Consider the following 25,546-nt stretch of genomic DNA (forward strand, 5'->3'; position numbering starts at 1 on the left):
TTTGATCAGTGCTGACGGGGGTCGAAGTCACCCGAAAACAGCTCGTCTTCCGCATCCGGCGCAACCGGAATCGCATGTTCTTCCGACGCCCAGGCGCCCAGGTCGATCAGCTTGCAACGGTCCGAGCAGAACGGCCGGAATTTACTCTCCGGCGTCCATTCCACGGGCGCTCCGCAGGTTGGGCAATCGACGGTCATTGGTTGGCTCATCATTAGCCTCCACGCAAAGTTAAATAAAAGTGATGCAGACGCTCGACTTCGCTTTTCAGCCAGGCCGGGTCACGGTCATTGACGATTACATCGTCGGCCCGGCTCAAGCGCTCTTCGCGACTGGCCTGCGCCTTGAGAATCGCCCGCACCTGTTCCTCGTTGGTCTTGTCGCGCAACACCGTGCGCTCGATCTGCACCGATTCCGGCACATCAATGACCAACACCCGCTGCACCATCTGGTGCTGAGAAGTCTCCAGCAACAGCGGCGACACCAGAATCGCGTAAGCCGATTCGGCGCGCGCCAGATACTGCCGGATTTCCTCTCGGATCAGCGGATGCAGCAGGCTTTCGAGCCAGACCCGCTGTTGCGGATCCTTGAAAATCAGCTCGCGCAACGCCGAGCGATTCAGCGTGCCATCGGCCTGCAACACGCTCGGGCCGAAGTGCTCGGCAATCTGCGCCAGGGCAGGACGCCCGGGTTCGACCACCCAGCGGGCGGCGTGATCGGCGTCCACCAAGTGCACGCCGAGATCGACGAAGCACTGAGCGGCCGCACTCTTGCCGCTGCCGATGCCACCGGTGAGGCCCAGAATCCAGGGTTTTGACGCAGGAGAAGTCATCTGAAACCGGCGATCTGCAAATACGAAGTCGTTATTTGATCACCCCAGAGCAAAGCGATCCACCCCGCGAGGGCCAGATAAGGACCGAAGGGGATCGGCGTGCTGGTCTCGACATTGCGCAAGCGCAACAGAATCAGGCCCAATACCGCCCCGACAATCGATGACAGTAGAATCGTCAGCGGCAAAATCTGCCACCCGCCCCACGCGCCAAGCATGGCCAGCAACTTGAAATCGCCGTAACCCATGCCTTCCTTGCCGGTGATCAGCTTGAACAGCCAGAACACACACCACAACACCAGATACCCCGCGACCGCGCCCCACTGCGCATCGGTCAGCGACGTGAACAGGCCAAACGCATTCACGATCAGCCCCAGCCACAGCAGCGGCAACACAATTGCGTCCGGCAGAAGCTGGTGGTCGGCGTCGATCAGACTCATCGACAGCAAGCCCCACGTCAGCACCAGCATCGCCCCAGCCTGCCAGCCGAAACCGAAATGCCAGGCGATGAAGGCCGACAGCAAGCCGCACGCTAATTCAACCAGCGGGTAGCGCTTGCTGATGGGGGCTTTGCACTGTGAGCATTTGCCGCCGAGGAACAGATAACTCAAGACCGGAATGTTCTCCCACGCACGGATTTTGTGTGAGCAGTGCGGGCAGCGGGAGTGGGGGAGGATGAGGTTGAAGGTTTCTGGTTGCGGCTCTGGGGGGAGGTCGAGCATTTCCCGGGACTGGATTTTCCAGTCGCGGATCATCATCAGCGGTAAGCGATAGATCACGACGTTCAGGAAGCTGCCGACGAGTAGGCCGAGGATTAGGGTGCATAGAACGAAGGCCAGCGGGGAGCTGGCCAGGAGGTCGAGGAGGGGCATGTTAGACGACGCTGCCGAGTTTGAAGATTGGGAGGTACATGGCGATGACGAGGCCCCCGACAATTACGCCGAGTACTGCCATGATCATCGGTTCCATTAACGCGGTGAGACTGTCGACCATATGGTCGACCTCGTCTTCGTAGTAGGTAGCGACCTTATCTAGCATGGAGTCAAGCGCGCCGGATTCTTCACCGATCGCGGTCATCTGCACTGCGAGCATTGGAAATACACCGGTGCTGCGCATCGAGAAATTGAGCTGCATACCCGTTGAGACGTCTTGTTTAACTTTATTTACTGCGTTTTTGAAAACGATATTCCCAGTGGCTCCTGCTACCGAATCAAGTGCTTCAACGAGCGGAACACCCGCCGCGAATGTTGTCGAAAGGGTACGTGCATAACGGGCTACCGCGGACTTGTATAAAAGGGGGCCAATCACAGGCACTTTCAACAGGGCTCGATCCAGACCATTTCGAAACTTCTCGGAATTTCTGTAGGCGCGACGAAAAGCGAAAATGCTTAGGGCGAGTCCGGCGAGCAGCAGCCACCAGTAGTCCTGAACAACCTGAGATAGCCCAATTACCATCAGCGTAAATGTAGGCAGCTCTGCTCCAAAACCCTGGAAGATGCTCTGGAATTGAGGCACGACCTTGATGAGTAGAATGCCCGTTACGACAAATGCTACAACCACGACCGCGATGGGGTAGGTCATTGCCTTCTTGATTTTCGCTTTCAGCGACTCAGTTTTCTCTTTGTAAGTCGCCACCCGGTCTAGCAGCGATTCAAGTGCTCCCGCTTGCTCCCCCGCATCCACCAAATTACAGAAAAGATCGTCAAAATAAAGCGGCTTCTGCCGTAGCGCTGTGGCGAAGCTGTGTCCTGCCGCAACCTCCTGCTTGATATCGTCAACGAGCTTGCGCATGTTCGGGTTGTCATGGCCCTCGCTGATAATGTCAAACGACTGCAAAAGCGGCACGCCCGCTTTCATCATTGTGGCCATCTGGCGGCTGAAAAACGCGATATCCAGCGGCTTGATCTTCTTACCCTTTCGGAAGAACGAAGCAGATTTTTTACGGACCTTAGTGGGATTGATTCCTTGCTTGCGGAGCTGAGCTTTCACCAGCGCAGGATTGTGCCCATTGATTTCGCCAGTGACCTTAGTCCCTTTTTTATCTACCCCTTCCCAAGCATAGACGCTGACTTTTACTGCTTTGGTCGCCATGTTAATCCTTGGTCACCCTGTTTATTTCTTCCAAGCTGGTCACGCCCTGCATCGCCTTCACAAGCCCCGAAGTGCGCAAATCATTAAACCCGTCTCTTCGCATCTGTTCGGAAATCTGGATCGAGTTGCCTTCCTCCATGATGATGCGCTCCAGCGCTGGCGTGCTCTTCACCACTTCGTAGATACCTACTCGGCCTTTGTAGCCGCCATTGCAGTACTCGCAGCCAACTGGAGAGTAAAGCTGGAATAGGCCGATCTGCGACTCGGGGAAACCTTCTGCAATCAAAGTATCGCGTGGGATCTCGATTTCTTTCTTGCATTGCGAGCACAGTTTTCGCGCAAGACGTTGAGCGATGATCAGGTTGATTGCGGTTGCGATATTAAAAGCCGCAACGCCCATATGATGCAGGCGGGTGAGTGTCTCTGCCGCGCTGTTGGTGTGCAAGGTCGACAAGACCATGTGCCCAGTCTGGGAAGCCTTGATCGCGATTTCGGCTGTTTCCAAGTCTCGAATTTCGCCCACCATGATTACGTCAGGATCCTGACGCAGGAACGCCCGCAGGGCCTGTGAGAAGTCCATTCCCTGACGCGGGTTTACGTTTACCTGATTGATGCCTTCAAGGTTGATCTCAACCGGATCTTCTGCCGTTGAGATATTAATATTTGGAGTGTTCAGAATGTTAAGGCCCGTATACAACGATACGGTCTTACCCGAACCAGTGGGACCGGTGACTAGGATCATGCCCTGCGGCTTGCTCAAAGCATCGAGATACAGTGCTTTTTGGTCTGGCTCATAACCCAGTGCGTCAATCCCCATCTGAGCACTAGTCGGATCTAGGATTCGCATCACAATCTTCTCGCCCCACAGCGTCGGAAGCGTATTAACACGAAAATCGATGGCACGGTTCTTAGATATGCGCAGTTTGATGCGCCCGTCCTGAGGTTTACGGCGCTCAGAGATGTCCAACCCCGCCATGACCTTTAGCCGAGCGGCGATACGGCCCGCAAGTTGGGTCGGCGGTTTTGCGACCTCGTGGAGAATTCCGTCAGTCCGCAGACGAACTCGGAATATTCTTTCATATGGCTCGAAATGAAGATCCGACGAACCCAATCGAATCGCGTCCATCAACATTTTATTAACAAATCGAACCACTGGTGCATCCTCAGCATCGACATCGCCAAGCATGCTTTCTTTGGATTCATTCGAAGTTTCTATTTCCAGACTCAGATCCACATCAGCCATTTCACCAAGGCCGCTGTTGGAGTCAAAGAATTTGTCGATTGCAGAGGATAATTTACCGTCCTCTACCAAAATTGCTTCCGTATTCAGACCTGTGCTGAACTGAATGTCAGTGATCGCTTGATGGTTCGTTGGGTCCGAGACGCCTACAAATAGTTTGTTACCACGTCGCCATAACGGCAACGCGTGGTGCTGACGTACTAGTTTTTCGCTAACAAGACCTTTAGGCTGGCTTTCTTTGTCAAGGCTACTGATGTCCAGAAAGGGGAGGCCGAACTGCTCTGCCGCCATCTCTGCGAGAACCAAGCCGTTCACTAGCTTGTTTTGCACCAGATAACTGACGAGCGAAAGCTTGTCGCGGCGGGCCTGTTGAAAAGCCTCCTGAGCAGCTTTTTCGTTAAGAAGCTCGGCTAGGACGATTTGTTTCGCCAAACCGGTAAGGACGACATCACTCATAGAACCACCAGGCGCATGCAATACGGATTTATAGCGTAGTCACGTCCTGATGCCAAACATGCGATTCACCCACGTAGGGTCGTCAGGACGCACGAGGGTAAGCTATCCGAGGACACTCAGGGTTTACGAGCTGAAGATTCGGGCTTCCAAAAAAACCTTTCAGCGATCTATAAACCGCTGAAAGGCGTGTCTTAGGGACCTTACGATTACGTAGCTGTAGTCGTACATGCTTTAGGCAGATACTTTTGAGGGGCAGATGACGTGCAGGTCCAGATGTTGGAACCCTTATCAGCGTTGGAGAGCGTAAGCGTGAGCGTTTTGCTGACAATGCCGGTGGCTACACCAGAGCTTTTCATTGTGGCAACGATTGTGCAGCCACCGCCTGCCGCAGCAGTACCACCGGTGTCGACTTGAAGGACATATGAGCCCTTGATATCAGTATTTGTTGCGATGCCGCCACTTCCGTTAGCTGGACACGTACCGGCTTGGGCGAAGACTTCGGTAACGTTTGTTTTTAGGCCATCAGCGAGAGTCATCGCTTCAGCCATCTGAGACCGAGCGACATAGTCCTGATATGCGGGAATGGCTACCGCTGCTAGGATGCCGATGATAGCAACGACAATCATAAGCTCAATGAGCGTAAAACCCTTCTGTACGGACTGCATATTAATTTCCTCAAAGGCTAGTTAGGATTTTGACTTCCGTGTCCGGTAACGCAATTCACATGCCAGAAATGCCGAACACCCTTCATGTCCTAATTTATGCCTTTTCAAATGTAGGAGTGAACATCTAAGCGCACCAGTGGCGCTATTGGTAACGTGTCATAAGACATAATGGCGCACCCTACGGTGTGCCAATGCCTTAAGGCAGCTTGATGGAGCGCCATTCTGAATTCGGTCGAAGTGCTTGAATTTGGATATGGGCAATAAGATGCCCAGTCGCTGCAGCTTTAGCTATCCACATAATCCCAGTGTTTTCATCGGCAATCACCCCAAATCCGGCGGTGTAACACCGCCCCAAATGATGCATCGCGTCGGCATCTCCTTGATCCGCTGCGGCTCTCCACCAATAAATTGCAGCTTTCTGGTTTTCCATTTCCGCGAACATTAACCCCGCATCATTCTGAGCTGCGAGGTCTCCTGCATCAGCTGCGACGAGAGTCGCCAACGCGTTGTGTTCATCTGGGATTGAAATGAATTCGGATGCGGACGTGAGCGAAAGCATGGTGCGACCCCGCGAGTCGGCACCTTTTTTCATTCCAGGGTTTTCCGAGATTCTTCTCCACCAAGTGCGGCGACTGCCGCCACCGATCGCGATAGCGGCTTCAAGACTGATTAATGTCACAACCTACCTCTCAAACAGTGCTGGGGTGCTAAGAATTATAGATCCGTGTGGCGGAAGACGGTGTCATGGTGAATCGTTGCTTGCTAGAGTTAAGCACCGTTGTTTTATGCTAAAGCCGAAATAGCTCAGTCGGTAGAGCAGCGCACTCGTAACGCGAAGGTCGTAGGTTCGATTCCTATTTTCGGCACCAGAAATACAAAAAGCCCGGTCATCAAGACCGGGCTTTTTCGTACCATCGTCCACATCCCGCCAATCAGCAAATCCCCGGCGGAATCCCGTCCTTATTGAAATCCTTCAACCGCTCCTTCTCCTCTTCAGTCGAATGTGCGGGAACGTCTTCTTCAGGTTCGACAGGTTTTTTCTCGTCAGTCATCGTCGCTTCCTCATCTTCGCTATCAATACCGAAACCTAAAGCCCAGCCCAAAACCGCCGTCTTGCGGGCGATCTACGCCACGGTCTCCATGGGGTAGTAACAAGCAGAGCCCGACCAGCCGTCGCAGTTCAACCTTTAAGGCGTCGGGACGCTCTCAGGTACTCAATCGCATCGACAAATCCACAGCCTTCACATCCTTGGTCAGCGTCCCGATAGAAATGTAATCAACCCCAGTTTCAGCAATGGTCCTCAGGGTAGCGTCAGTCACACCCCCGCTGGCCTCCAGCTTCGCACGACCCGCCGTGAGGCGTACGGCTTCGCGCATGTCGTCCAGGCTCAGTTCATCAAGCATGATGATGTCGGCGCCGCCATAGAGGGCTTGTTTGAGTTCGTCGAGGCTTTCCACTTCGATTTCCACAGGCTTGCCCGGCGCGATTTTGTGCGCGGCGGTGATGGCTTCCGCAATGCCGCCACACGCGGCGATGTGGTTTTCCTTGATAAGGAAGGCGTCGAACAAGCCGATGCGGTGGTTATGACAGCCGCCGCAGGTGACCGCGTATTTCTGCGCCATCCTCAGGCCGGGGAGGGTTTTGCGGGTGTCGAGCAGTTTGACCTGAGTGTCCGCGACCATGTCGGCGTAATGCTGCGCGCGGGTAGCGACGCCTGAGAGCAGCTGCAGGAAGTTGAGCGCGCTGCGTTCGCCCGTCAGCAAGGAGCGGGCGGGGCCTTCTAGATGGAACAGCGCCTGATTGGGCTGCACGCGATCACCATCAACGACCTGCCAATGCACGGCCACTCGCGGGTCAAGCTGACGGAAAACCCCATCGACCCATGCTGTACCGGCAATCACCGCTGCGTCGCGGGAGATCACCGTGGCCTTCGCCAGTCGCTCCGCCGGAATCAGCTGCGCGGTGATGTCGCCACTGCCCACATCCTCCAGCAACGCGCGGCGCACGTTGGCTTCGATTTCAGCAGCGAGGGCATCAAGACGTAGGTTTGGCATAACGAGCTCCACGGACTAAGTGCGCCGAGTATATGGCAGACGGGTGTACCAACCTACGCACGGCAAGTGTCCAGTCGGATGCATTAGATGCACTTTGTCGGTTTTTTCTTTGGTTATGCGACAGATTGCGATTTCCGTGGTCTATCGCTGCACATGTCCCTTCGCCGCCTTCTATCATTCCAATAAAGGCGAAGAGTTCGCTGGCGAGCGACCCGGTTTTACTCGATACTTTCGCCTTGTATTTGACGTCATGGTGTTGACGTTAGCCTGCAACATCCCCAGGGATAAAATTTTGAGATCCGTTCGAATGGAGTCGAGTCTTCATTCGCTGCGGGGTGTAACTGTTGTCTGAGCAGTTGTGTCGACGGTGTGAAGGAGTCCTTGATGCAGAACGACGGTAACAAAGTGGTGCCCTTGAAGGCAGGTGCGGATCATTCGGGATCCTCGCCTGTTGCTCGGCTGCCCGTCGTTTTGCTTCAGGTTCGTGACCGGGCGGCGCAGCAGCTCAAGGAAAGCCTGCAGACGCTTTTCGATAATGCTGACGACACGCTTTTCGAAATGGCCGACCGTGCTCACAACAACACTGAGCAGAACATTTTTTTCGAAGCCATGCGCGACTTGCGCCTGAAGCGTAAAAGCATCGAGCGCAATTTCCTCGACAAATTCTTTGAAGCGTTCCTGCGCCTGGGGCAGTACGAAGTTTCTGAGCCCCCGATTCCCGAGCCTGTCTCCTACGACAAGCTTGCGTTGGTCCATAACGATGATCTCGAGCGCACCGTGGCGGTTGATGCCATGGTGGTCAAGGTCATGAGTCGCGACGGTATCGCCCTGGGTCAACTGACCACGCGTTTGAACGTACTCATCCCCCAGCCGTTGACCGACGAGACCAATCCGTTGGGGCCGACGCTCCTGTGCGACTATTTCCTGCAGGCCGGGCGCAGCCTCGGTGTTGAAATCAAGGTAAAGCTGATCATTCTCAAGCTGTTTGAGAAATACGCCTTGAGCAACGCTGATCAGCTTTATGAGGAAGCCAACCAGTTGCTGATTTCCGCAGGTGTATTGCCGGAACTTAAGGCATTGCCGTCCCGCCGCTCCACCGATCGTATCGCCAGCGTGCCGCCTTCGAGCGAAGCCGTGCGCGCCGACAACGCCGCCATTCTTCAAGCGACGGAGAGCCTCGATAAAAGCGTGCAAGACGTGTTTTCGGCGCTGCAGGAGTTGCTGGTGCACGTGCGTGGAAATCTAACGCCGCGCCCCGATTCGGTGACTGAAGCGCGTCCGATTTCAAGCCAGGACTTGCTGCGTCTGCTGTCCCACTTGCAGCAGTACGTCCCGAAAGTCGAAGACAGCGACGATTTCGACCTGCGCGCCCAGCTTGAGCAGTTGATCAGCCGCGTGAGCGCGAGAAGCGGCAAGTTTCGCGTCGTCGGCACGATGGATGAGGACGTTATCAACCTCATTTCGATGCTCTTCGAATTCATTCTCGACGACCGCAACCTGCCAAGTTCCCTGCGCGCGTTGATCGGCCGTTTGCAGATTCCGATGCTCAAGGTCGCGGTCATCGACAAGAGTTTCTTCAGCCGTGGCAGCCACCCTGCGCGCCGGCTGCTGAACGAAATCGCGTCAGCGGCGCTCGGCTGGGGTGGGCGCGATGACACCCAGCGCGACTCGCTTTATGCCCGCATCGACCAGATCGTTCAGCGTCTGCTCCACGATTTCGTCGATGATCCGGCGATCTTCACGGAATTACTGGTGGATTTTCTGGCCTTCACCAGCGACGAGCGCCGCCGCAGTGAGCTGCTCGAGCAACGCACCCGTGACGCTGAACAAGGCCGCGCGTTGGCAGAGTTGGCGCGTCAACGTGTGCAGCAGGCGCTCAACGATCGCCTGCTCGGCAAGACGCTGCCGCAGGTGGTTGTTCGCCTGTTGCAGGAGGCGTGGAGCAAGGTGCTGTTACTCACCTGCCTGAAGCACGGCGATCAGTCGGCTGAATGGGCGTCAGGCCTTCAGGCAATGGACGATTTGATCTGGAGCGTCGAGCCCCATGACGAGCCGGATGCCCGACAGCGTTTGCTTGAAGTGGTACCTGGGCTGCTGAAATCCCTGCGCGACGGCCTGAGCAGTGCGGCTTTTGATCCGTTTGCCACCAGCGAATTCTTCAGCCAGCTCGAAGTGCTTCACGTCCAGGCGTTCAGCCATGTGCCGCGGACGCCAAAAGGCGATGCGGAAGGCGATCAGCCCCAGCCTTCTGACGGCCCGACGATGATGGCGGTGGTCGAGGAGATCGTGCTGGTCGGGCCGGGCGAGCAAATCCAGAACGAACCGTCGATGCAGCTTCCTGCCGATGACGAAGGCTTGATGCAGGTCGAAAAGCTTCGTCTCGGCAGTTGGGTCGAGATCCACGAGGACGAATCCCACAAGCTGCGCTGCAAGCTGGCGGCGATCGTTGAGCCGAGCGGGCGCTACGTATTCGTCAATCGCACTGGCATGAAGGTGCTTGAGAAAACCCGGATGGGTCTGGCGGTGGAATTCCGTCGCGGCACGATTCGTGTTCTCGACGACGCCCTGCTGTTCGACCGTGCACTGGAGTCGGTACTGGGCAATTTGCGCAAGCTCAGGGGCTAAGCCCCAGATCGGTCCTACGACTTCCGACTGCGAATCTGTGCGCCTTCCGCGTAGATTCGCCATCCACATCCTTTCCTGTCGCGGGCATACTGCGCGCTGTCGTTTTACGCCCTAAGGACTTCTCATGCATCTGGACCCTGCCACAGGCTGGTGCCACGGCGCGCAGCAATGCCCTTCACCCAATTTCAATCCCCGCCCGGAAAACGAAATCTCGTTGCTGGTGATCCACAACATCAGTCTGCCACCCGCGCAGTTCAAGACCGGCAAGGTCCAGGCGTTTTTCCAGAACCGGCTGGACGTCACAGAACACCCCTATTTTGAAGGCATCGCCGAGCTGCGGGTGTCTGCGCACTTTCTGATTGAGCGCGACGGCGAGGTGACGCAATTCGTGTCGTGCCTGGATCGTGCCTGGCATGCAGGTGTGTCAGTCTTCGAGGGTCGCGAGACGTGCAATGATTTTTCCATTGGCATCGAGCTGGAAGGCACTGATGATCAACCTTTCACCGACGCGCAATATGAGGCGTTGGTCGAGCTGACCCGCCAGCTGCAAGCGGCGTGGCCGACAATTACGACGCAACGCATATGCGGTCACAGCGATATCGCGCCGGGGCGCAAGACCGATCCGGGTCCGTGTTTTGACTGGGCGCGGTTTCGTGCCGCCCTGGACGTTTGAAATGAGGAACAGCTGATGAGTTTTCTGGTTTTGCTGCTGGCGGTCTGGATCGAGAAGTTCTCGGCCCTGCGCCGGCGTATCCAGCGCGATGGGCCATGGCTCAATCAATTGAGTCGGCTGGAATCCAACCCGCGCTCGGCCAAACGGCCGTGGTGGATTCTGATGGTGACGGTTGTGCTGCCTTTGGTGGTCCTGGCCCTGATATTGGTCATTGTCGGCTCAGTGGCCTATGGCTGGCTCGCGCTGCCGATCCATTTGCTGGTGCTGATTTACAGCCTGGGCCGTGGCGACGTCAAAGCCACCCTCGGCTCGTTTCGAGACGCTTGCCGTCGGGGCGATCAGGAAGCGGCAGTGCTGGTTGCCGAGCGTGATCTGGGGGTTCAGGCCGAGAATGAAGAGCAGCTCTTGGGCGGCGCTCAAACGTATTTGCTGTGGCAGATCTATCAGGGGTTTTTCGCGGTGATTTTCTGGTATTTCGTGCTCGGCCCGGTTGCCGCGTTGGCGTACCGCTTGCTGGCGCTGGCCTCGGAGCACGGCAAGACACCAGCGGTGGTTGAGCGCGCGACCCAGGCAAGGCATGCCTTTGATTGGGTGCCCGTGCGTTTGCTGGCGGCCAGCTTCGCACTGGTCGGAAACTTCGTAGCGGTCAGCCGGGTGATGCTCAGCGAACTGCTGAACTGGAACATCAGTGCCTCGTGCCTGATCAGCAAAGTCGGCTGCGTCGCTGGCGAGGTTCCGGCGCCAGTGGTGGGCGTCGAGGGCGTCAACAGCCTGGACGTATTGTGGGAATTGCTCATCCGCTCGGCCATCGTCTGGTACGTCGGCTTTGCGTTGATCACGTTATTCGTTTGATCGTCGGGAGCCGGCAACCCGGCTCCTGCATGCCTTTGTTTCGCTCGGCCCCTTGCGCCCTTCCGGAGTACGAGGTGTTGCCGCTCCGCGACCTGGCCGTTGATTGACATAGATCAATACCCCGCCGGTTCTTGACGCTATCCTCTTTTGCCTTCGGCATACGCCGCCATCTCTCTGAACTCACAGTTCTTTTCAATCTTATTAATCCTTTATAAATATAACTAGCCCGAGCAAAGGTGGCTTGTCGCCAGCAACTAGCGATCGGCCGTTTCTTGATTAACAAGACTCCTTTGCTATAGCTAAACCCTCTCACTTCCTTCAAATAGGGCAAAGGAATGTCAGTCGCTAAGAAAATGAGCGTCGGCCAGCTCACGATGTTGACTGCGGTCAACATGCTGGGGTCCGGCATCGTCTTGCTGCCTACCAAACTGGCCGAGGTTGGCGGCATCTCCATCCTTTCGTGGTTGATCACCGCCACCGGCTCGCTGGCTCTGGCCTACGCCTTTGCGCGATGCGGCATGCTCAGTCGCAAGACCGGCGGCATGGGCGGTTACGCTGAATACACCTTCGGTAAATCGGGCAACTACATCACTAACTACACCTACGGCTTGTCGTTGTTGATTGCCAATGTGGCGATCAGCATTACTGCGGTGGGATATATCCAGACGCTGTTCGATATCAAGTTGGGTTCGCTTGAAGTGGGCCTGGCGACCATTGCTCTGTTATGGATTACCACGTTCGCCAACTTCGGCGGCGCGAGTATTACCGGCAAGATTGGTGCAGTGACCGTGTGGGGCGTTATTGCCCCTGTGGTGCTGGTTTCGACAATCGGCTGGTTCTGGTTCGACAGCAGCACTTACGCTGCAGGATGGAATCCCCATGACAAAACCTGGTATGAAGCCGCGGGCGCTTCGGTGGCGATCACGCTGTGGGCGTTTCTCGGCCTGGAGTCGGCGTGCGCCAACGGCGATGCGGTGGAGAACCCCGAGAAGAACGTGCCCATCGCAGTGCTTGGCGGGACCCTCGGCGCAGCAGTGATTTACATCGTGTCGACCAACGTCATTGCGGGCATCGTCGATAACGCGGAACTGGTTTCTTCCACCGCACCCTTCGGGCTGGTGTTCGCCAAGATGTTCAACCCCATGATCGGCGACATCATCATGGGTCTCATGGTCCTCGCCTGCGTCGGCTCGCTGTTGGGCTGGCAGTTCACGGTGGCTCAAGTATTCAAAAGCTCCGCAGACACCGGTTACTTCCTGCCGATCTTCGCCAAGGCCAACAAGCACGGGGTGCCCATCATCAGCATGCTGATTCTGCTGGCGATCCAGACCGCTCTGGCGCTGTTGACCATCAGCCCCGACCTGGCCAAGCAGTTCGACACACTGGTCAATCTCGCGGTGGTTACCAACCTGGTGCCGTACATCCTGTCGATGGCGACACTGATGACCCTGCAAAAGGTTTCCAACGTGCCACCGCAAAAGGCGCTCATCACCAACATCGTGGCCGGCATCGCGACCGCGTACAGCTATCTGGCGCTGTACAGCTCCGGCGCTGAAGCGTTGATGCTCGGCGGGGTAGCAACCATCGTTGGCTACACGCTGTTCGGCTTCGTCAACACGCGCCTGATCAAACTCGAAGCGCTGAACAACAGCGTGCCGACCCAGACTGTCGCGGCGCAGCACATCGTCGGCGAGCCGATCCCCGTCAATAACCTGAACCTGGCCACCCTGGAGACTCGACCATGAGCGACAACAGACACTTGCTCGGCATGCTGGCGCTGCTGGTCAGCAGCCAGCCCGACAAACGCAGCGTGTTCGGCCGGGCCTTGATCCAGCTGATCAGCGACGTCGAAGACCGCGCCATCAGTGTGCTGACCTCCGAAAGCCTGAGCGATGCGAAGTCGATTCTCAGCTCTGATCCGGCGATCCAGTGTGTGTTGCTCAGTTGGGAAATGGACAGCAGTAACGACCACAAGGAATGCATCGATCTGCTCACCACCTTGCGTGAGCGCAATACCCGGGTGCCAGTTTTTTTGATCAGCGATCGCAGTACGGCGTCGAGCGTGCCGCTGATCGTCATGCAGCACGCCGATGACTTCATCTGGTTGCCGGAAGACACCAGCCGTTTCCTCAGCGGACGCATCATGGCGGCCATTGAACGCTACCGTCAGGCGGTGTTGCCACCGATGTTCGGCGCGCTGCTGAAGTTTGCCCGCAGCTACGAATATTCATGGCACACCCCGGGCCACGCCGGCGGCACGGCGTTTCTGAAGAGCACCGCAGGCCGCGCGTTTTACGAGTTTTTTGGCGAGAACCTGCTGCGCTCCGACCTGTCGATTTCGGTCGGCGAACTGGGCTCGTTGCTCGACCACAGCGGCCCGATCGGCCAGGGCGAACGCTATGCGGCGAAGGTGTTTGGCGCCCACCGCACGTATTACGTGACCAATGGTTCATCGATGTCCAATCGGGTGATCCTGATGGCCAGCGTGACCCGGGACCAGATCGCCCTGTGCGACCGCAACTGTCACAAGTCCGCCGAGCACGCGATGACGCTGTCTGGCGCGATCCCGGCCTACCTGGTGCCCACCCGCAACCGCTTCGGCATCATCGGCCCGATCCTGCCGCAGACCCTGAGCGCGGAGAGCGTCAAAGCCGCCATCGCCAGCAACCCGCTGGTCAAAAGCCACATCGACCCGACGCCCGTGCATGCCATCATCACCAACTCTACTTACGACGGCCTGACCTACAACGTCACTCGCGTCGAAGCGTTGCTGGGGCAAAGCGTTGACCGGCTGCATTTTGACGAAGCCTGGTACGGCTATGCGCGGTTCAATCCGCTGTATAAAGACCGCTTCGCCATGCACGGCAGCCCGGACGATCACGATCCGTCCAAGCCCACCGTGTTCGCCACGCAGTCGACCCACAAGTTGCTTGCGGCGCTGTCCCAGGCCTCGATGATTCATGTCCGTAACGGCCGCAACCCGATTCCCCACGGGCGGTTCAACGAGTCCTACATGATGCACGCGTCGACCTCGCCCAATTACGCGATCATGGCGTCGTGCGATGTCAGCTCGGCAATGATGGAAGCGCCCAGTGGCCAGATTCTGACCAACGAATCCATCGAAGAAGCGGTGGCGTTCCGGCAGGTTATCTCCCGCATGCAGACTGACATGCAGAGCCGCGATGACTGGTTTTTCTCCTGCTGGCAGCCGCCTTCAGTGCAGGTCGGGGCTACGGCGATTCCGTTTCACGAAGTCGATCCCGTCCGGCTCAAGACCGATCCGAATTGCTGGGTCTTGCACCCCAACGAGGTGTGGCACGGCTTCGGCGACATCGAAGACGGCTACTGCATGCTCGATCCGATCAAGGTGTCCATCCTCAGCCCGGGCATGGGTGACGACGGCAACCTCCTGGACTTTGGCATTCCAGCCTGTGTGCTCAGTGCCTATTTGGGGCACCAAGGCATCGTCGTCGAAAAGACCACCGACTTCACGATCCTTTTCCTGTTTTCCATCGGCATCACCAAGGGCAAGTGGGGCACGTTGGTCAACGCGTTGCTGGACTTCAAACGCGACTACGACACCAACCTTGAGCTGGAGCTTTGCCTGCCCGATTTGCTCACCGCGAATCAGCAGCGCTATGCCGGAATGGGGTTGAAGGATCTGGCGGAAGACATCTTTGCCGCGATGAAAGAGACCAAGACCACGGCGGCCATGTCGAAGGCGTTCGGCACATTGCCCAAGGCGGAGTTCAGCCCGGTGGAGGCGTACGAGAAGTTGGTCAAAAACGAAGTGGAGCAGGTCACCCTGGAAGAGGCCGCGGGGCGCATTGCCGCGACGGGCATCGTGCCGTATCCGCCGGGCATCCCGCTGTTGATGCCCGGGGAAAACGCAGGGCCTGCGGACGGGCCGTTGCTAGCCTATCTTCGGGCGCTTGAAAGCTTCGATCGCTCATTCCCCGGGTTCACTCACGACACCCATGGGATTGAAAACGAAGCGGGGGTTTATCGGATGCTGGTGCTGAAATAGCTACAGTGCTGAGGGAGGTGAGCCGTCTGGCGCACCTCCGGCTCAGTGGCTCTGGGCCTTTTGCAGCGCCTGCTGCGTCAGCGCCACACATTCACGCCCACCGTCATCGTTGTGCCGCGCCAAGGCCGCTTCGGCGCGGTGCACGGTCGTGTCGATATCGCTTTTGACCGCGTCGCTGAGGTTGGGATTGGCGACTTTTGCGTCACGAACCTTGCTCAGGTTCATCTGGCACTGATTGTTGTCGTCGTTGGCATACGCCACGAAGGGCAGGGCACATACAGTCAGGAGCAAGCCGGCGAGCAGGGCGTGTTTCATGTGGGTTTCCGCAGAAGTAGGGATGTGGCTCGTTATCTGTACGAGCTTTGCGCATCAGACCTCAGATTCCGGATTTCCGCCAGTGGGTGCTTGGCGCGAGCTGTCACCTGACCAGCGTGATGATGCCCACCACTTTCTTGTCCTCGTCCAGTACCGGCAGGTATTTGCTGTCATTCCCGGCCAGCATCTTCATCGCGTCAGCCATCGAGTGCTCAAGAGACAGGCTTTGCGTGCTGCGCGACACAATCCGAGCGGCGTCGATATCGGAACGGTTGCGCCGCAGCGCGTGTTCTTCGGTCTTGTGCAGAATCTCCTCGAGGTCCTCGCGAGAGACATCGACGAACTCGCCCATTTCCTCTAGCGCTTTGTCCAGGTCTTCAGCGTTGAAGCCGTCGCTGTTGAGCGGCACCTGGTCGAGCACCGGCAGCTCCTTGGCCTGCGCCTTGGGGTAACGCACCCTGGTCAGGTTGTTGTAGATGAGCGCGCCGGCCAGCAGGCATACCGCGTTGAGCATCACCGGGCCAAGCACGTGCAGGCCCATGGGCGACAGCTCGTTCTTCGACGTGACGATGCAGATGGCCACCGCGGCAGCGGGCGGGTGCAGGCAGCGGAACACGCACATCAGCAGGATGGACGAGCAGACCGCCAGGCTGGCGGCGTTAATGGTGTTGCCAAGCAGCCTGATCGACAACAGCGCTACCAGTGCGGCGATCAGATAACTGCCGAGGATCGACCACGGCTGAGCGAGCGCGCCGGTCGACACCGCAAACAGCAGCACCGCCGATGCGCCCACCGGACCCAGCAGGTGCAGCGTGATGTCTATGCCGTACAACTCGCGGCAGAACACAGCGCTGACGAATATGCCCAGGCACGCGCCAATTGCGGCGCGCCACCACTCGGCAGGATGAGTGTTAGACGAATGGGGGATGAAACTGCGTAAGAGGTTTTTCACGATCGGCAAATTTTAAAGGGGGAAAAAGTGCTCGGGATTCTCAATGCATTGGCCAACGAAGGCAAACGTGAACCGAGCCAGATTCACGACGCCGGAGACAGGGGGCAAATGCGGCAAAAAGAAAAGCCACCCATGTCGCCAAAGTCGGGGTTACCTGGCTGCATGGATGGCATTGTTCAATACTGCGTTACATGCTGCGCGACTGAGCTGACTGTCGAGCTCGGCGTGCAGGTCGGGCCTCTTCAACTTCCAGCAAGTGCATGGCCAATACGTCAGTCAAAAACCGGAACTGATCGTTGAAACCTACCACCTCGTTGCTGAAGTGGTTTTCCGCCGACGGCATCATGAAGCCGCCGAAGCGATTGTCCTCAACGAGACCGTGGCTATTCTTGCGGGCGATGACATGTTGTGAGTAATAGTTCTTTCCGAATGTGGGAAAGCTAACGTGCAAAGTGACGTCTCGGGTCATGTCGATTGCTCCGCATCTAACAGCAAGTTGAAAGCGTGAAAGGTGCTGATAAGTGTCAGCTACTTGGCCTTAGTTGGCCGGTGCCACAACACGACTGTCCTCTTCGTCTGCGGTCATCAAGACCGATCCCAGATCGAAGAGTTTGAGGGCGACGACGTAGCTGGTGAGCGCTGCGAGCGTCAAGCAAGTAAGGAGATGAACGATCATTTTCCTGCCCTCGGTCGTGTTTGGGTGTGAGGGCGATGGTACGCCCATCAGTTTTGAGCGGAAGGCATTCGCGGGAATGTTGGTTATCGATGGGAATGATGGATCGGTCGCTGTGGCGCGGCGAACGCAGTTCATGGGGGAGTGAGTTTGCCCACGAATACGGCTTTGAGACGCCGGCTGTCTAGCGGATACGCAGCTGTTTTGCGAGGAGGCTTGAGCGACCTCACGGTCGCTCCCGCCTTCCAGACTGCGTTCGGGGTTTCGCCTCTATGCCCGAATGGTTTCGCCATAGCGATGGGTCGCCAGGCACGCCAGCAGCAGGCCGCTGATCGCTACCATCCCGCCGACCAGACCGATATTGGCCACGCCGAGCTGGCTGATCACCACACTGCCGAGCAGCGCGCCACCGCCGATACCGATGTTGTAGATGCCTGAATGCAGCGCCATTGCCACGTCTGTTGCATCCGGCGCCATCGCCAGCACCTTGGACTGCATCACCAGACCAAAGCACATGATCGCCATGCCCCAGACCACGCTCAGCACACCCATCGACGATGAGTTGCCGGACAGCGGGAGCAACAGAATCAGACAGGCCGCCAGGGCGCCGATCGCGGTGATCAGCAGGCCACGTGGGTAACGGTTGTTGTAGCGGCTGAAGATCACCGAACCGACGATGCCGGCGCCGCCGAACAGCAAGAGGATGACGGTGGTCATGTCGCCGGTCATCTTCGCCACGAGCTGTGCGAACGGTTCGATGTAGCTGTAAGCCGTGAACTGCGCGGTGACCACCAGAGCCGTTAACAGATAGAGCGACATCAATGCCGGGCGCTTGAACAGCATCGGCAGGCTTTGCAGCGAGCCCGAGTTTTGGCTTGGCAGCAGCGGCAACGACTTCATCAGCACCAGCACGGTCAGGCCTGACGCCACGGCAATCGCCAGGAATGTTGCGCGCCAGCCCAGCGCTTCGCCCAGCACGCGCCCCAGCGGAATGCCAAGCACCATCGCCAGCGCGGTGCCGGTGGCCAGCAGGCCGAGGGCTTGAACCTGCTTGCCTTCCGGTGCGACTCGTACCGCCAGCGATGCCGTGACCGACCAGAACACCGCGTGGGCCACCGCAATACCGACGCGACTGACCAACAGCATGCCGAAGCTCGATGACAGGCTCGACATCACATGAGCGGCGATGAACGTCAGAAACACAAACAACAGCAACTTGCGTCGCTCGATGTTGCGGGTCAGCAGCATCATCGGCAGCGAGGTCAGCGAGACGATCCACGCGTACACCGTCAGCATCAGGCCGACCTGTGCGGTGGTCATGTCGAAGCTGTGGCCGATGGCGCTCAACAAGCCCACCGGCACGAATTCGGTGGTGTTGAAGATGAAGGCTGCCAAGGCCAGCGCGATGACGCTCAGCCAACTTCCGGTGTGTGCGTTAGTGGTATTCATTAAAACGAATGCCTCCTGAATAATTCGGTTGGCCGCGTCCCAACAAAAACGCCGACAAGCAGGAATACCGCTCGAGGCTTTTGCCTGGGCGGTGCATGCGGTCAGCTGAATATTATGAGTATGGGGAGATGCGACGAGATGTTGCGGATTCTACGCCGTTGTAATCGTTGTCACAACCAAGGCCGGGCGCGCTCAGGGGTTCGCAGGCCGGCGTTGATCAACGCTTTGGGCACGTGAATGAGCAGCGTTTTTCCAGCAAGCCCCGGTCGATCAGGCCCTCGCCATTTGACATCTTGGGGTATGTATCCTTCGCTTGTTATGTCAGGGCGACAATTGGACGCACTTGCTTGAGTGCGCTCTTTATAGGGATGTAAGCACGCGGGTCATTCCGCAGGACGTTGTGATGAAACAGCCCGGTCGGGCATTTTTCCGCCAGTTTCTCCGTGTGTCTTGTGTATCAATGCTGTTGCCAGTCACGCCGATCGAAGCGGCTTGCACGTTGGTCTCAGGGACAGGAAATGACAACTATGTGTGCGACAGCAGCACCAGTCCGGGCCTGGTCGATCTGGCCGGCGATAACGTGCTGACGTTTCCAACTGGCGGCACGGGCGTGGTGACGGGCAACATCCTGTTTGGCAACGGCGCCGACCGGATCGTCATGAGCTCCGGCCGGGTGCAGGGCACCATCAACCAGGGCGCGGGCACTAACGTGATGGTGATGGAGGCCGGGACCATAACCGGCAGCCTCATGCAGGGTCCCGGGATCGACAACTTTTTCATGAGCGAGGGCACCCTCCAGTCACTGGCGCAGGGTGATAGCCGCGACGTGTTCTCCATGAGCGGCGGGACCATCGTCGGGGCGTTTGAAGACGGTGATGTCGCGACCCTCAGCGGCGGCACCATTGGCCGCGTCGATATGAAGCTCGACAACAATCTTTTCGACATGTCGGGCGGCCGGATCATCGGCAACCTCGTCACCGGTTTCGGCCGCGACACTATTGTCGTTTGGGGCGGGAGCATTGGCGGCAACATCAGCGTCAGTGGCGGCAACGACAGCATCAGCGTGAGCGGCGGGACGGTATCCGGCGAAATCCGCGCCAGCTTCGGCGACGACACGTTCGCGTGGAACGGGGCAGGAGTGATCCAGTCCTCCGTGCTTATGGGCGACGGCAATGACCGCGCCTCAGTCAGCAACCTCAAAGAAAGCACGCTGAGTTCGACCCCTTTCGTAGACGGCGGACTGGGTAATGACCAACTGACGTTGTTCCAGACCTCCAGCGCCGGGGCCGGGCGCTATCTGGGGTGGGAGGCGATTGATCTCACCGAGCAGTCGCATTTCACGCTCGACACCGACCTCTTTCTTGGCGACAGCGTGAGCAACACCGGCACATTCAACATCGACAGCTCCAGTACGCTGGAAGTGACCCAAGGCGCTATTCGCCCATACAGCGCGGGGCAGACCGCGACGTTGAGCAATGCCGGGTTTATCGACATGACCGCCAACAGCGCCGTGGCGGGCGACACGCTCACCGTGTACGGCAACTATGCCGGTAACAACGGTCAATTGCTGTTGCAGACAACGCTGGGTGACGACCGCTCGGCCAGTGACCGGCTGGTAGTGTCCCAAGGTGCAATCAGCGGCAACACCCAGCTGGGCATCAGCAACCTCAACGGGCTGGGCGGACTGACGCAGGACAATGGTATTGAGGTGGTTCAGGCCGTCAATGGAGCGACCAGCACCAGCGATGCCTTTGTGCTCGGCAACCGCGTCGTGGCCGGCGCTTACCGCTATCAGTTGTTCAAGGGCGGCGTGACGGCCGGGACCGAGAACAGCTGGTTCCTGCGCTCGTCGGTGGCGCCCGTCCGAAGCCCACTGAGCGTAGCGCCGCCTGCAGCAACTCCGGTGGTTGATCCGGCATCGTCGCCCGTCACGAACCCTGTTATTCCGACACCGATACCTGCGCCCGTTCCTGTTCCCGCTCCCGAGCCAGTGCCTCCCGTTCCTGTCGATGCGGACGAACCGGCCGTTGAGCCACCGACCCTCGCTCCCGTCGCACCGCCTGCTGCGCCGGTGACGCCTTCCGCCGCGCCCGCCGTTGTCTCGCCCGTTCCGGCGCCACTGACTGCGCCATTGCCAGCAGCGTCCCCTGGCGCTGAGCCCATCCCGCTGTATCGCCCGGAAGTGCCGATCTATTCCGTGTTCGTGCCGGCTGCGCAGATCACGGTGCGTGAGGCACTGGGCACTTTTCACGATCGCCAGGGTGATCAGCGTCTGCTCAGCGACACCAACAGCGCTCCGGCCGGGTGGACGCGGCTTTATGGCAGCGATATACGCAGGGACTGGGCCGGCGATGCGTCGCCGCATTTCGATGGGTCAACCAAGGGCTATCAGGTGGGCCACGACCTGTTTGTCGCGCCAACGGATTCCGGCCGGGTGCAACGTGCGGGTGTCTTCGTCGGCCAGATCCGCTTGCAAGGCAGCGTCGAAGGATTCGCCGAAGGGTTCAAGGGCACGAAGGCCGGACGTATGAAAGTCAAGGGTGATCACTTTGGCGCCTACTGGACCTTGGTCGATCCAAGCGGGTGGTACCTGGACGCCGTCGCCATGGGCACGCGTCTTGGCGGCAGCAGTCGGTCCGATCAAGGCATCAGGCTCGACACCGACGGTCACGCCGTCAGCCTGTCCCTGGAAACCGGCTACCCGATGGCCGTCTCCGAACGCTGGGTCGTTGAACCACAAGCGCAGGTTATCCATCAACGGATCGACCTCGACCGCCAGAACGACGGCATCTCCGACGTCTCGTTTGATTCGCAGGACTACTGGACGAGTCGAGTCGGCGCGCGCCTGAAGGGCCGATACCTGATCGACACCCTGCCCGTCGAACCCTACCTGCGCGCGAACGTCTGGCATGTGCTGGCTGGCAAGGACACCGTGACCTACAACGGTGTCGACCGGATCAAGAGCCAACACAGGTCGTCATCCACCGACATCGGCGTCGGGCTGGTCGTCGGCGTGGCGCAAGGCGTCAGCCTTTTCATCGCCGTGGACTACGCCGCACAGCTCGACAGTAATGAACGGGCGGAGGCCAGCGGCAGTATCGGCGTTCGTGCGAGTTGGTGAGCCATGGGACGGGTAGGCGATTTTGAAACCGCCTGTCTAATCCGTGGCACTTGGCGCGCTTGGGGGATTCAGATAGTCATGGTGCGGATAACTCGCACGTAAACGAGGAGATCGAATTCATGGCTAATGACGCTTCGCTTACAGGGACCAGCGCGCAGACGGATCCGGATAAGGATCTTGGGTTTAATGAAGAATCGCCCGATGTCTCCGATCCGCAGGTAGACCCGACTGAGCCCGCGCGGACCGAGAACGATCCGGTGACGGAAGAGCCAACCACTCGCCGCGGTAATGACGAGCCGTTGCCGGGGAAGGGCGGGGTCTGATCGACTCGCGCTGAACCTAAAAGCCCTGCTGATTCGAGCGGGGCTTTTTTATGGCTGTTGGCGAATGCTGACGGCGTTCTGATCAGCGCTGCCTGCACTTGACCGGGATGACACCGAGCTCATTCTTTTGATAAATCGTGTAGGGCAGGACGAGGGTGTCTGCAATCCCTGAAAGCAGCATGTCGGCCGCGGCGATCGGAGCCGAGTCATGGACGCCGTACCTTACCGGCGCATCCATGGTGCAATACCCGTAAGCGAAGCCGCTGTAAACGCGCGGGATCTGAGAGCAGTACGAATGCCAGCCGGCAAGATTGTCGGCTGCCTTGGGTGCGTTGTAGAGCGTGATGATCGTGCCGCAGCCGGATAGGGTTGTGATGAGGAACGCTGCAATCCATTGCTTCATGAGCGGTCCTGGTTTTGGGTTGTTAGGGGCTGCAAATCCAATTGCGGATTAGAGTCTGACGACGTGGCCAAATAATTTTTCGGTTTGAGGTATATACCATTCACGACAGAGACCCTTTCCGCTATATCTCGTACCCTGGCAGCGGTATGTCGGTCTTGCTGTTGTATAAAGGGATATTGCTGTAGCTGACCTGCTCCAGCAGAGTCGGATCCCAAGTCTGCGTTTTGGCGGCCAGATACAACATCCCTAGCTTAATTGGTATATTCCCCTGTCTCTCCTTACCACGCCTGAAAGAGAGCAGGTCAAAACCTTCTGGCACGAAGTATCTGTAAGGGTCATAGTTATCGATGTTCACCGAGAACCGTTGGAAAAACTCTGGCATCAGCTCGTTGGCGTCGTCGCCTTCAATACCTAGATCACGGTTGATATCCGTAGATAGGCTTAAATCTTTAAATGCGGTTGCGCTGAATTCAAAGGTTTCGTGAATGCACTCTATTATTTTGCCGAGCAGTTCGTAATCAACTTCATTATTGTTCATTCAAAATACCTGATCTTCAGGGCGCACAATAGCGTTGTAGGTAACGACAGTCTTGTAGCCTATTAGGCCTAGCTCGGCGGCAGTGTAAGCCCATCCGAATACAGGTATGGCACGCCCTACGAATGCAGCGAGATAAGGGGTTCGTCTTAATCTGGGCGGCCACATTCCAACAACTGTTGGTGCCCGATACCCGCCAGGAAACTTTGTTTTTCTAAGCACGCGTCGGGAAAGGACAGACGCTACGGAAGTGTTCGGAATCGCGCCCCCAGGCTTCCCCCGAGTTGGAATTACATTAGCCCCGCTAACGATTGCCAACGCAGATGCTACATCGTCTAGACCAAATTCTTCCATTGTCGTCTCAGCGGCAATCACCCAGAGCAACTGATCCGCCGTAAGCCCACAATCGCCGTCATAGCAATATATATTAGGCACTTATACCGTCCTTATGCGTAAGTGTTGTTTCGGGTTTGGTCCCAGCCGGCAGAGATTTGCCCTGTGATTAGCCCGGTGATGCGGCTTTGCTGGGAGTACACTATGTTGACTTTGGCATAATCAAACCATACGACCTCTTCAGGGAATGACGAGGCCGCAGCGTCGAAAATATTTCCGCTGTGGATGCCACTTATGATAACTTCCTCGAATACAATCTCCAGAAATTTTTGTTTTTCTCCACCTGCTCTATGCACGCTCATTACTATCTTTTTGAAGTGCTGTCCCGCGCAGCAGGCTTCGAGTATTTTAGGTGTTGCAATATCCACTCGCTTTACAACGCTGAAGTGACTTAAATAAACGCGGCCTACTGTGGCACCGCCAGCCGAGCTCGCTGTCCTGGAGACCGCTTGAGTAGCGGCAAGGTTATACGCGGATATCTCTATCCAGTTTTTATGCTCGGAGTCCGAGGAGTCGCCATCAAGACCGTCTATGCACAAAAAAGTATCAAATGCCATTCCTGCTCCCTGCAACTGATCGTGCGGATTTGATTGATGTCAGGGGCAAAGCTTAACGCCGCTATCAAACCTCGCCAACCCTCCAACAGATGCCAGAGCACCTGAATGCTCATTGCCATTGTCATCAAGGAAAAAAGACATCTGTGGGTGTCTTTTTGGATTCGAGCCAAGGGGACTCTTTGCGGCTAGTCGTGGATGCCGGAGCACCGGATAAGTCTGGGGTGATCTATCAGGGTAAAGGCAGCCGACTCTAGCAGCGCCCAAGGGGATGTCCGTGTAATACATTCCATTTGTGAGGTCCCAAGCTGGTCATTGAAATGCCCAGCCGAATGATGGCACTGTCTGGTCTCACCAACGAAAGGATTCCGCCTGTGCACCGCAAACTTTCCCTGATCTTGTGCCTTAGCTGCTTGCCTGCTCTCTCTCAAGCCGCTGTTTCGATATAAAAATATACTGTGGAAAAGTCTCGGATGCAGTGGGCGGTAGTGCTCAGATTGAGCTTGGGTGTCGAGAGCAAGAAGCAGACGCCCGGGCTGAGATCCCCGCCAAGAACCCTTCACCAAAAATACTGGCTTACTGTGATCGAGTAGCGAAAGCGGTAGGCGGGAGCTACCAAATATTGTCAGGTTGCATTGACCAGGAGCAGGAAGCCCAAGCGCAACTCGACAGGTGATCCTATTGAGCCGATCAATACCGCTCCGGCCGGTTTATCATTTCTGAAGATCGGATGAGCCTGCCGCTTATGCTGGCGCTGGCGGGTTCGATCCCAAGCTCAGTAAGCGCATCGAGTCAGGCCCCCGCGTCCTGTGAGGTGTTAACTGACGCGTAACGAACAAGGCCGGGAACCAGGCAGTGGCCACCTTCACGAAAGTGTGTTCAGTCTCAGCAAGTTTGGCCTGCCTTACCTCATCAAGCTTGGTTTTGGGATCAGTGCCCAAAGCGGGCAACTCACGCGCCTCTGCTGCTTTCTTCCGGGCGTTGGCTAGCGAGAGGTCGGGGTATGGACCGAGCGCCATATTAAGACGGCTTCTGGTCAACGGCTCGCGGTAATTGAAATTCCACATCATCGAGCCGCTGGCGCGTACTCGAAGCTGCAGGCCGTCGCCGTCGCTGAGGACGAAGTCTTTACCAGTTGCCTTGACTGCCTTGAGCTGGCGATCGGAGAGGCGGGTTGCGTTAGTAGGCATGGGGGCTACCTCCAGCACCGTTTTGGTATCCTGAAAATAGCATTTGGTAACTCGGGATACCACCTGGGATACCAAAGCGCCTGGAACTCAGAAATCCTCCAAAGCCCCCAAAAGAGCTGAAACCCTCG

General features: G+C 57.4%; 23 protein-coding genes, 1 tRNA gene and 1 pseudogene. 8 read left to right on the top strand and 17 right to left on the bottom strand.

What is annotated here, in order from left to right:
* Positions 1-5 precede the first annotated feature (5 nt).
* The 7 genes from yacG to AC0Z8Z_RS11680 all read right to left on the bottom strand — a co-directional run bounded on the left by yacG (position 6) and on the right by AC0Z8Z_RS11680 (position 5,957).
* Entirely contained in the window at positions 6-209 is a 204-nt protein-coding gene (yacG, locus tag AC0Z8Z_RS11650) for a DNA gyrase inhibitor YacG (RefSeq protein WP_062378727.1), read from the bottom strand.
* Positions 210-211: 2 nt separating this feature from the next.
* A complete protein-coding gene (gene coaE / locus AC0Z8Z_RS11655) occupies positions 212-829 on the bottom strand; it encodes a dephospho-CoA kinase (protein WP_485619195.1) in 618 nt (205 codons plus the stop codon).
* On the bottom strand, positions 826-1,698 hold the full coding sequence (locus AC0Z8Z_RS11660) for a prepilin peptidase (RefSeq protein WP_485619196.1): 873 nt from the start codon (positions 1,696-1,698) through the stop codon (positions 826-828). Before AC0Z8Z_RS11660 ends, coaE begins: the two co-directional genes overlap by 4 nt.
* Before the next feature lies 1 nt (position 1,699).
* Complete coding sequence (locus AC0Z8Z_RS11665; protein WP_485619197.1) at positions 1,700-2,917, bottom strand: type II secretion system F family protein; 1,218 nt, start codon at positions 2,915-2,917, stop codon at positions 1,700-1,702.
* Between the two features lies 1 nt (position 2,918).
* Positions 2,919-4,613, bottom strand: a complete 1,695-nt coding sequence (pilB, locus tag AC0Z8Z_RS11670; protein WP_485619198.1) for a type IV-A pilus assembly ATPase PilB — start codon at positions 4,611-4,613, stop codon at positions 2,919-2,921.
* Between the two features lie 206 nt (positions 4,614-4,819).
* Positions 4,820-5,278 carry a pilin gene (locus AC0Z8Z_RS11675; protein WP_485619199.1) on the bottom strand — a complete coding sequence of 153 codons (459 nt, stop codon included), beginning with the start codon at positions 5,276-5,278 and terminating at the stop codon, positions 4,820-4,822.
* A 196-nt stretch (positions 5,279-5,474) separates the two neighbouring features.
* A complete protein-coding gene (locus AC0Z8Z_RS11680; protein WP_485619200.1) occupies positions 5,475-5,957 on the bottom strand; it encodes a hypothetical protein in 483 nt (160 codons plus the stop codon).
* Positions 5,958-6,071: 114 nt separating this feature from the next.
* On the opposite strand from AC0Z8Z_RS11680, the gene AC0Z8Z_RS11685 reads away from it, so the two are divergent.
* Positions 6,072-6,147, top strand: a tRNA-Thr gene (locus AC0Z8Z_RS11685).
* Between the two features lie 337 nt (positions 6,148-6,484).
* Here AC0Z8Z_RS11685 and nadC read toward each other — a convergent pair.
* Positions 6,485-7,333: a carboxylating nicotinate-nucleotide diphosphorylase gene (gene nadC / locus AC0Z8Z_RS11690; RefSeq protein ID WP_485619201.1), complete on the bottom strand. Its 849-nt coding sequence runs from the start codon at positions 7,331-7,333 to the stop codon at positions 6,485-6,487.
* 384 nt (positions 7,334-7,717) lie between these two features.
* On the opposite strand from nadC, the gene AC0Z8Z_RS11695 reads away from it, so the two are divergent.
* From AC0Z8Z_RS11695 to AC0Z8Z_RS11715, 5 genes are all read left to right on the top strand, one after another.
* A complete protein-coding gene (locus AC0Z8Z_RS11695) occupies positions 7,718-9,958 on the top strand; it encodes a DUF1631 domain-containing protein (protein ID WP_485619202.1) in 2,241 nt (746 codons plus the stop codon).
* A 124-nt stretch (positions 9,959-10,082) separates the two neighbouring features.
* The gene (gene ampD / locus AC0Z8Z_RS11700) at positions 10,083-10,631 is read left to right on the top strand and encodes a 1,6-anhydro-N-acetylmuramyl-L-alanine amidase AmpD (RefSeq protein ID WP_485619203.1); all 549 of its coding nucleotides are present in this window, start codon (positions 10,083-10,085) and stop codon (positions 10,629-10,631) included.
* A gap of 15 nt (positions 10,632-10,646) precedes the next feature.
* Positions 10,647-11,483 (top strand): regulatory signaling modulator protein AmpE, encoded by an 837-nt coding sequence (ampE, locus tag AC0Z8Z_RS11705; RefSeq protein WP_485619204.1) that lies wholly within the window; start codon positions 10,647-10,649, stop codon positions 11,481-11,483.
* Positions 11,484-11,818: 335 nt separating this feature from the next.
* Positions 11,819-13,228, top strand: coding sequence for a putrescine-ornithine antiporter (gene potE, locus AC0Z8Z_RS11710; RefSeq protein ID WP_205484806.1), 1,410 nt, complete (start codon positions 11,819-11,821; stop codon positions 13,226-13,228).
* Positions 13,225-15,510, top strand: coding sequence for an Orn/Lys/Arg family decarboxylase (locus AC0Z8Z_RS11715; RefSeq protein ID WP_485619205.1), 2,286 nt, complete (start codon positions 13,225-13,227; stop codon positions 15,508-15,510). Before potE ends, AC0Z8Z_RS11715 begins: the two co-directional genes overlap by 4 nt.
* 42 nt (positions 15,511-15,552) lie before the next feature.
* On the opposite strand, the gene AC0Z8Z_RS11720 is transcribed toward AC0Z8Z_RS11715, so the two are convergent.
* The 4 genes from AC0Z8Z_RS11720 to AC0Z8Z_RS11735 all read right to left on the bottom strand — a co-directional run bounded on the left by AC0Z8Z_RS11720 (position 15,553) and on the right by AC0Z8Z_RS11735 (position 18,899).
* On the bottom strand, positions 15,553-15,825 hold the full coding sequence (locus AC0Z8Z_RS11720) for a hypothetical protein (RefSeq protein WP_485619206.1): 273 nt from the start codon (positions 15,823-15,825) through the stop codon (positions 15,553-15,555).
* A gap of 103 nt (positions 15,826-15,928) precedes the next feature.
* The gene (locus tag AC0Z8Z_RS11725) at positions 15,929-16,777 is read right to left on the bottom strand and encodes an HPP family protein (protein ID WP_485619207.1); all 849 of its coding nucleotides are present in this window, start codon (positions 16,775-16,777) and stop codon (positions 15,929-15,931) included.
* Positions 16,778-16,964: 187 nt separating this feature from the next.
* Positions 16,965-17,246, bottom strand: a complete 282-nt coding sequence (locus tag AC0Z8Z_RS11730; protein ID WP_485619208.1) for a hypothetical protein — start codon at positions 17,244-17,246, stop codon at positions 16,965-16,967.
* A gap of 474 nt (positions 17,247-17,720) precedes the next feature.
* Positions 17,721-18,899 (bottom strand): sugar transporter, encoded by a 1,179-nt coding sequence (locus AC0Z8Z_RS11735; protein ID WP_122622763.1) that lies wholly within the window; start codon positions 18,897-18,899, stop codon positions 17,721-17,723.
* A 460-nt stretch (positions 18,900-19,359) separates the two neighbouring features.
* Here AC0Z8Z_RS11735 and AC0Z8Z_RS11740 point away from each other — a divergent pair, with 460 nt between their 5' ends.
* On the top strand, positions 19,360-22,020 hold the full coding sequence (locus AC0Z8Z_RS11740; RefSeq protein WP_485619209.1) for an autotransporter family protein: 2,661 nt from the start codon (positions 19,360-19,362) through the stop codon (positions 22,018-22,020).
* Positions 22,021-22,139: 119 nt separating this feature from the next.
* Positions 22,140-22,343, top strand: coding sequence for a DUF6021 family protein (locus tag AC0Z8Z_RS11745; RefSeq protein WP_485619210.1), 204 nt, complete (start codon positions 22,140-22,142; stop codon positions 22,341-22,343).
* A gap of 82 nt (positions 22,344-22,425) precedes the next feature.
* On the opposite strand, the gene AC0Z8Z_RS11750 is transcribed toward AC0Z8Z_RS11745, so the two are convergent.
* From AC0Z8Z_RS11750 to AC0Z8Z_RS11770, 5 genes and pseudogenes are all read right to left on the bottom strand, one after another.
* Complete coding sequence (locus AC0Z8Z_RS11750; protein WP_485619211.1) at positions 22,426-22,746, bottom strand: YceK/YidQ family lipoprotein; 321 nt, start codon at positions 22,744-22,746, stop codon at positions 22,426-22,428.
* 121 nt (positions 22,747-22,867) lie between these two features.
* Positions 22,868-23,284: a DUF1493 family protein gene (locus AC0Z8Z_RS11755; protein ID WP_485619212.1), complete on the bottom strand. Its 417-nt coding sequence runs from the start codon at positions 23,282-23,284 to the stop codon at positions 22,868-22,870.
* Positions 23,285-23,716 carry an STM2901 family protein gene (locus tag AC0Z8Z_RS11760; RefSeq protein WP_410935800.1) on the bottom strand — a complete coding sequence of 144 codons (432 nt, stop codon included), beginning with the start codon at positions 23,714-23,716 and terminating at the stop codon, positions 23,285-23,287.
* An 11-nt stretch (positions 23,717-23,727) separates the two neighbouring features.
* Complete coding sequence (locus AC0Z8Z_RS11765; RefSeq protein WP_485619213.1) at positions 23,728-24,231, bottom strand: Hcp family type VI secretion system effector; 504 nt, start codon at positions 24,229-24,231, stop codon at positions 23,728-23,730.
* Positions 24,232-25,073: 842 nt separating this feature from the next.
* A pseudogene (locus AC0Z8Z_RS11770) lies at positions 25,074-25,418 on the bottom strand (integrase arm-type DNA-binding domain-containing protein); the annotation flags it as partial.
* Between the last annotated feature and the right edge of the window lie 128 nt (positions 25,419-25,546).

It is taken from the genome of Pseudomonas sp. 1L-C-7-B-C1 (assembly GCF_057291635.1).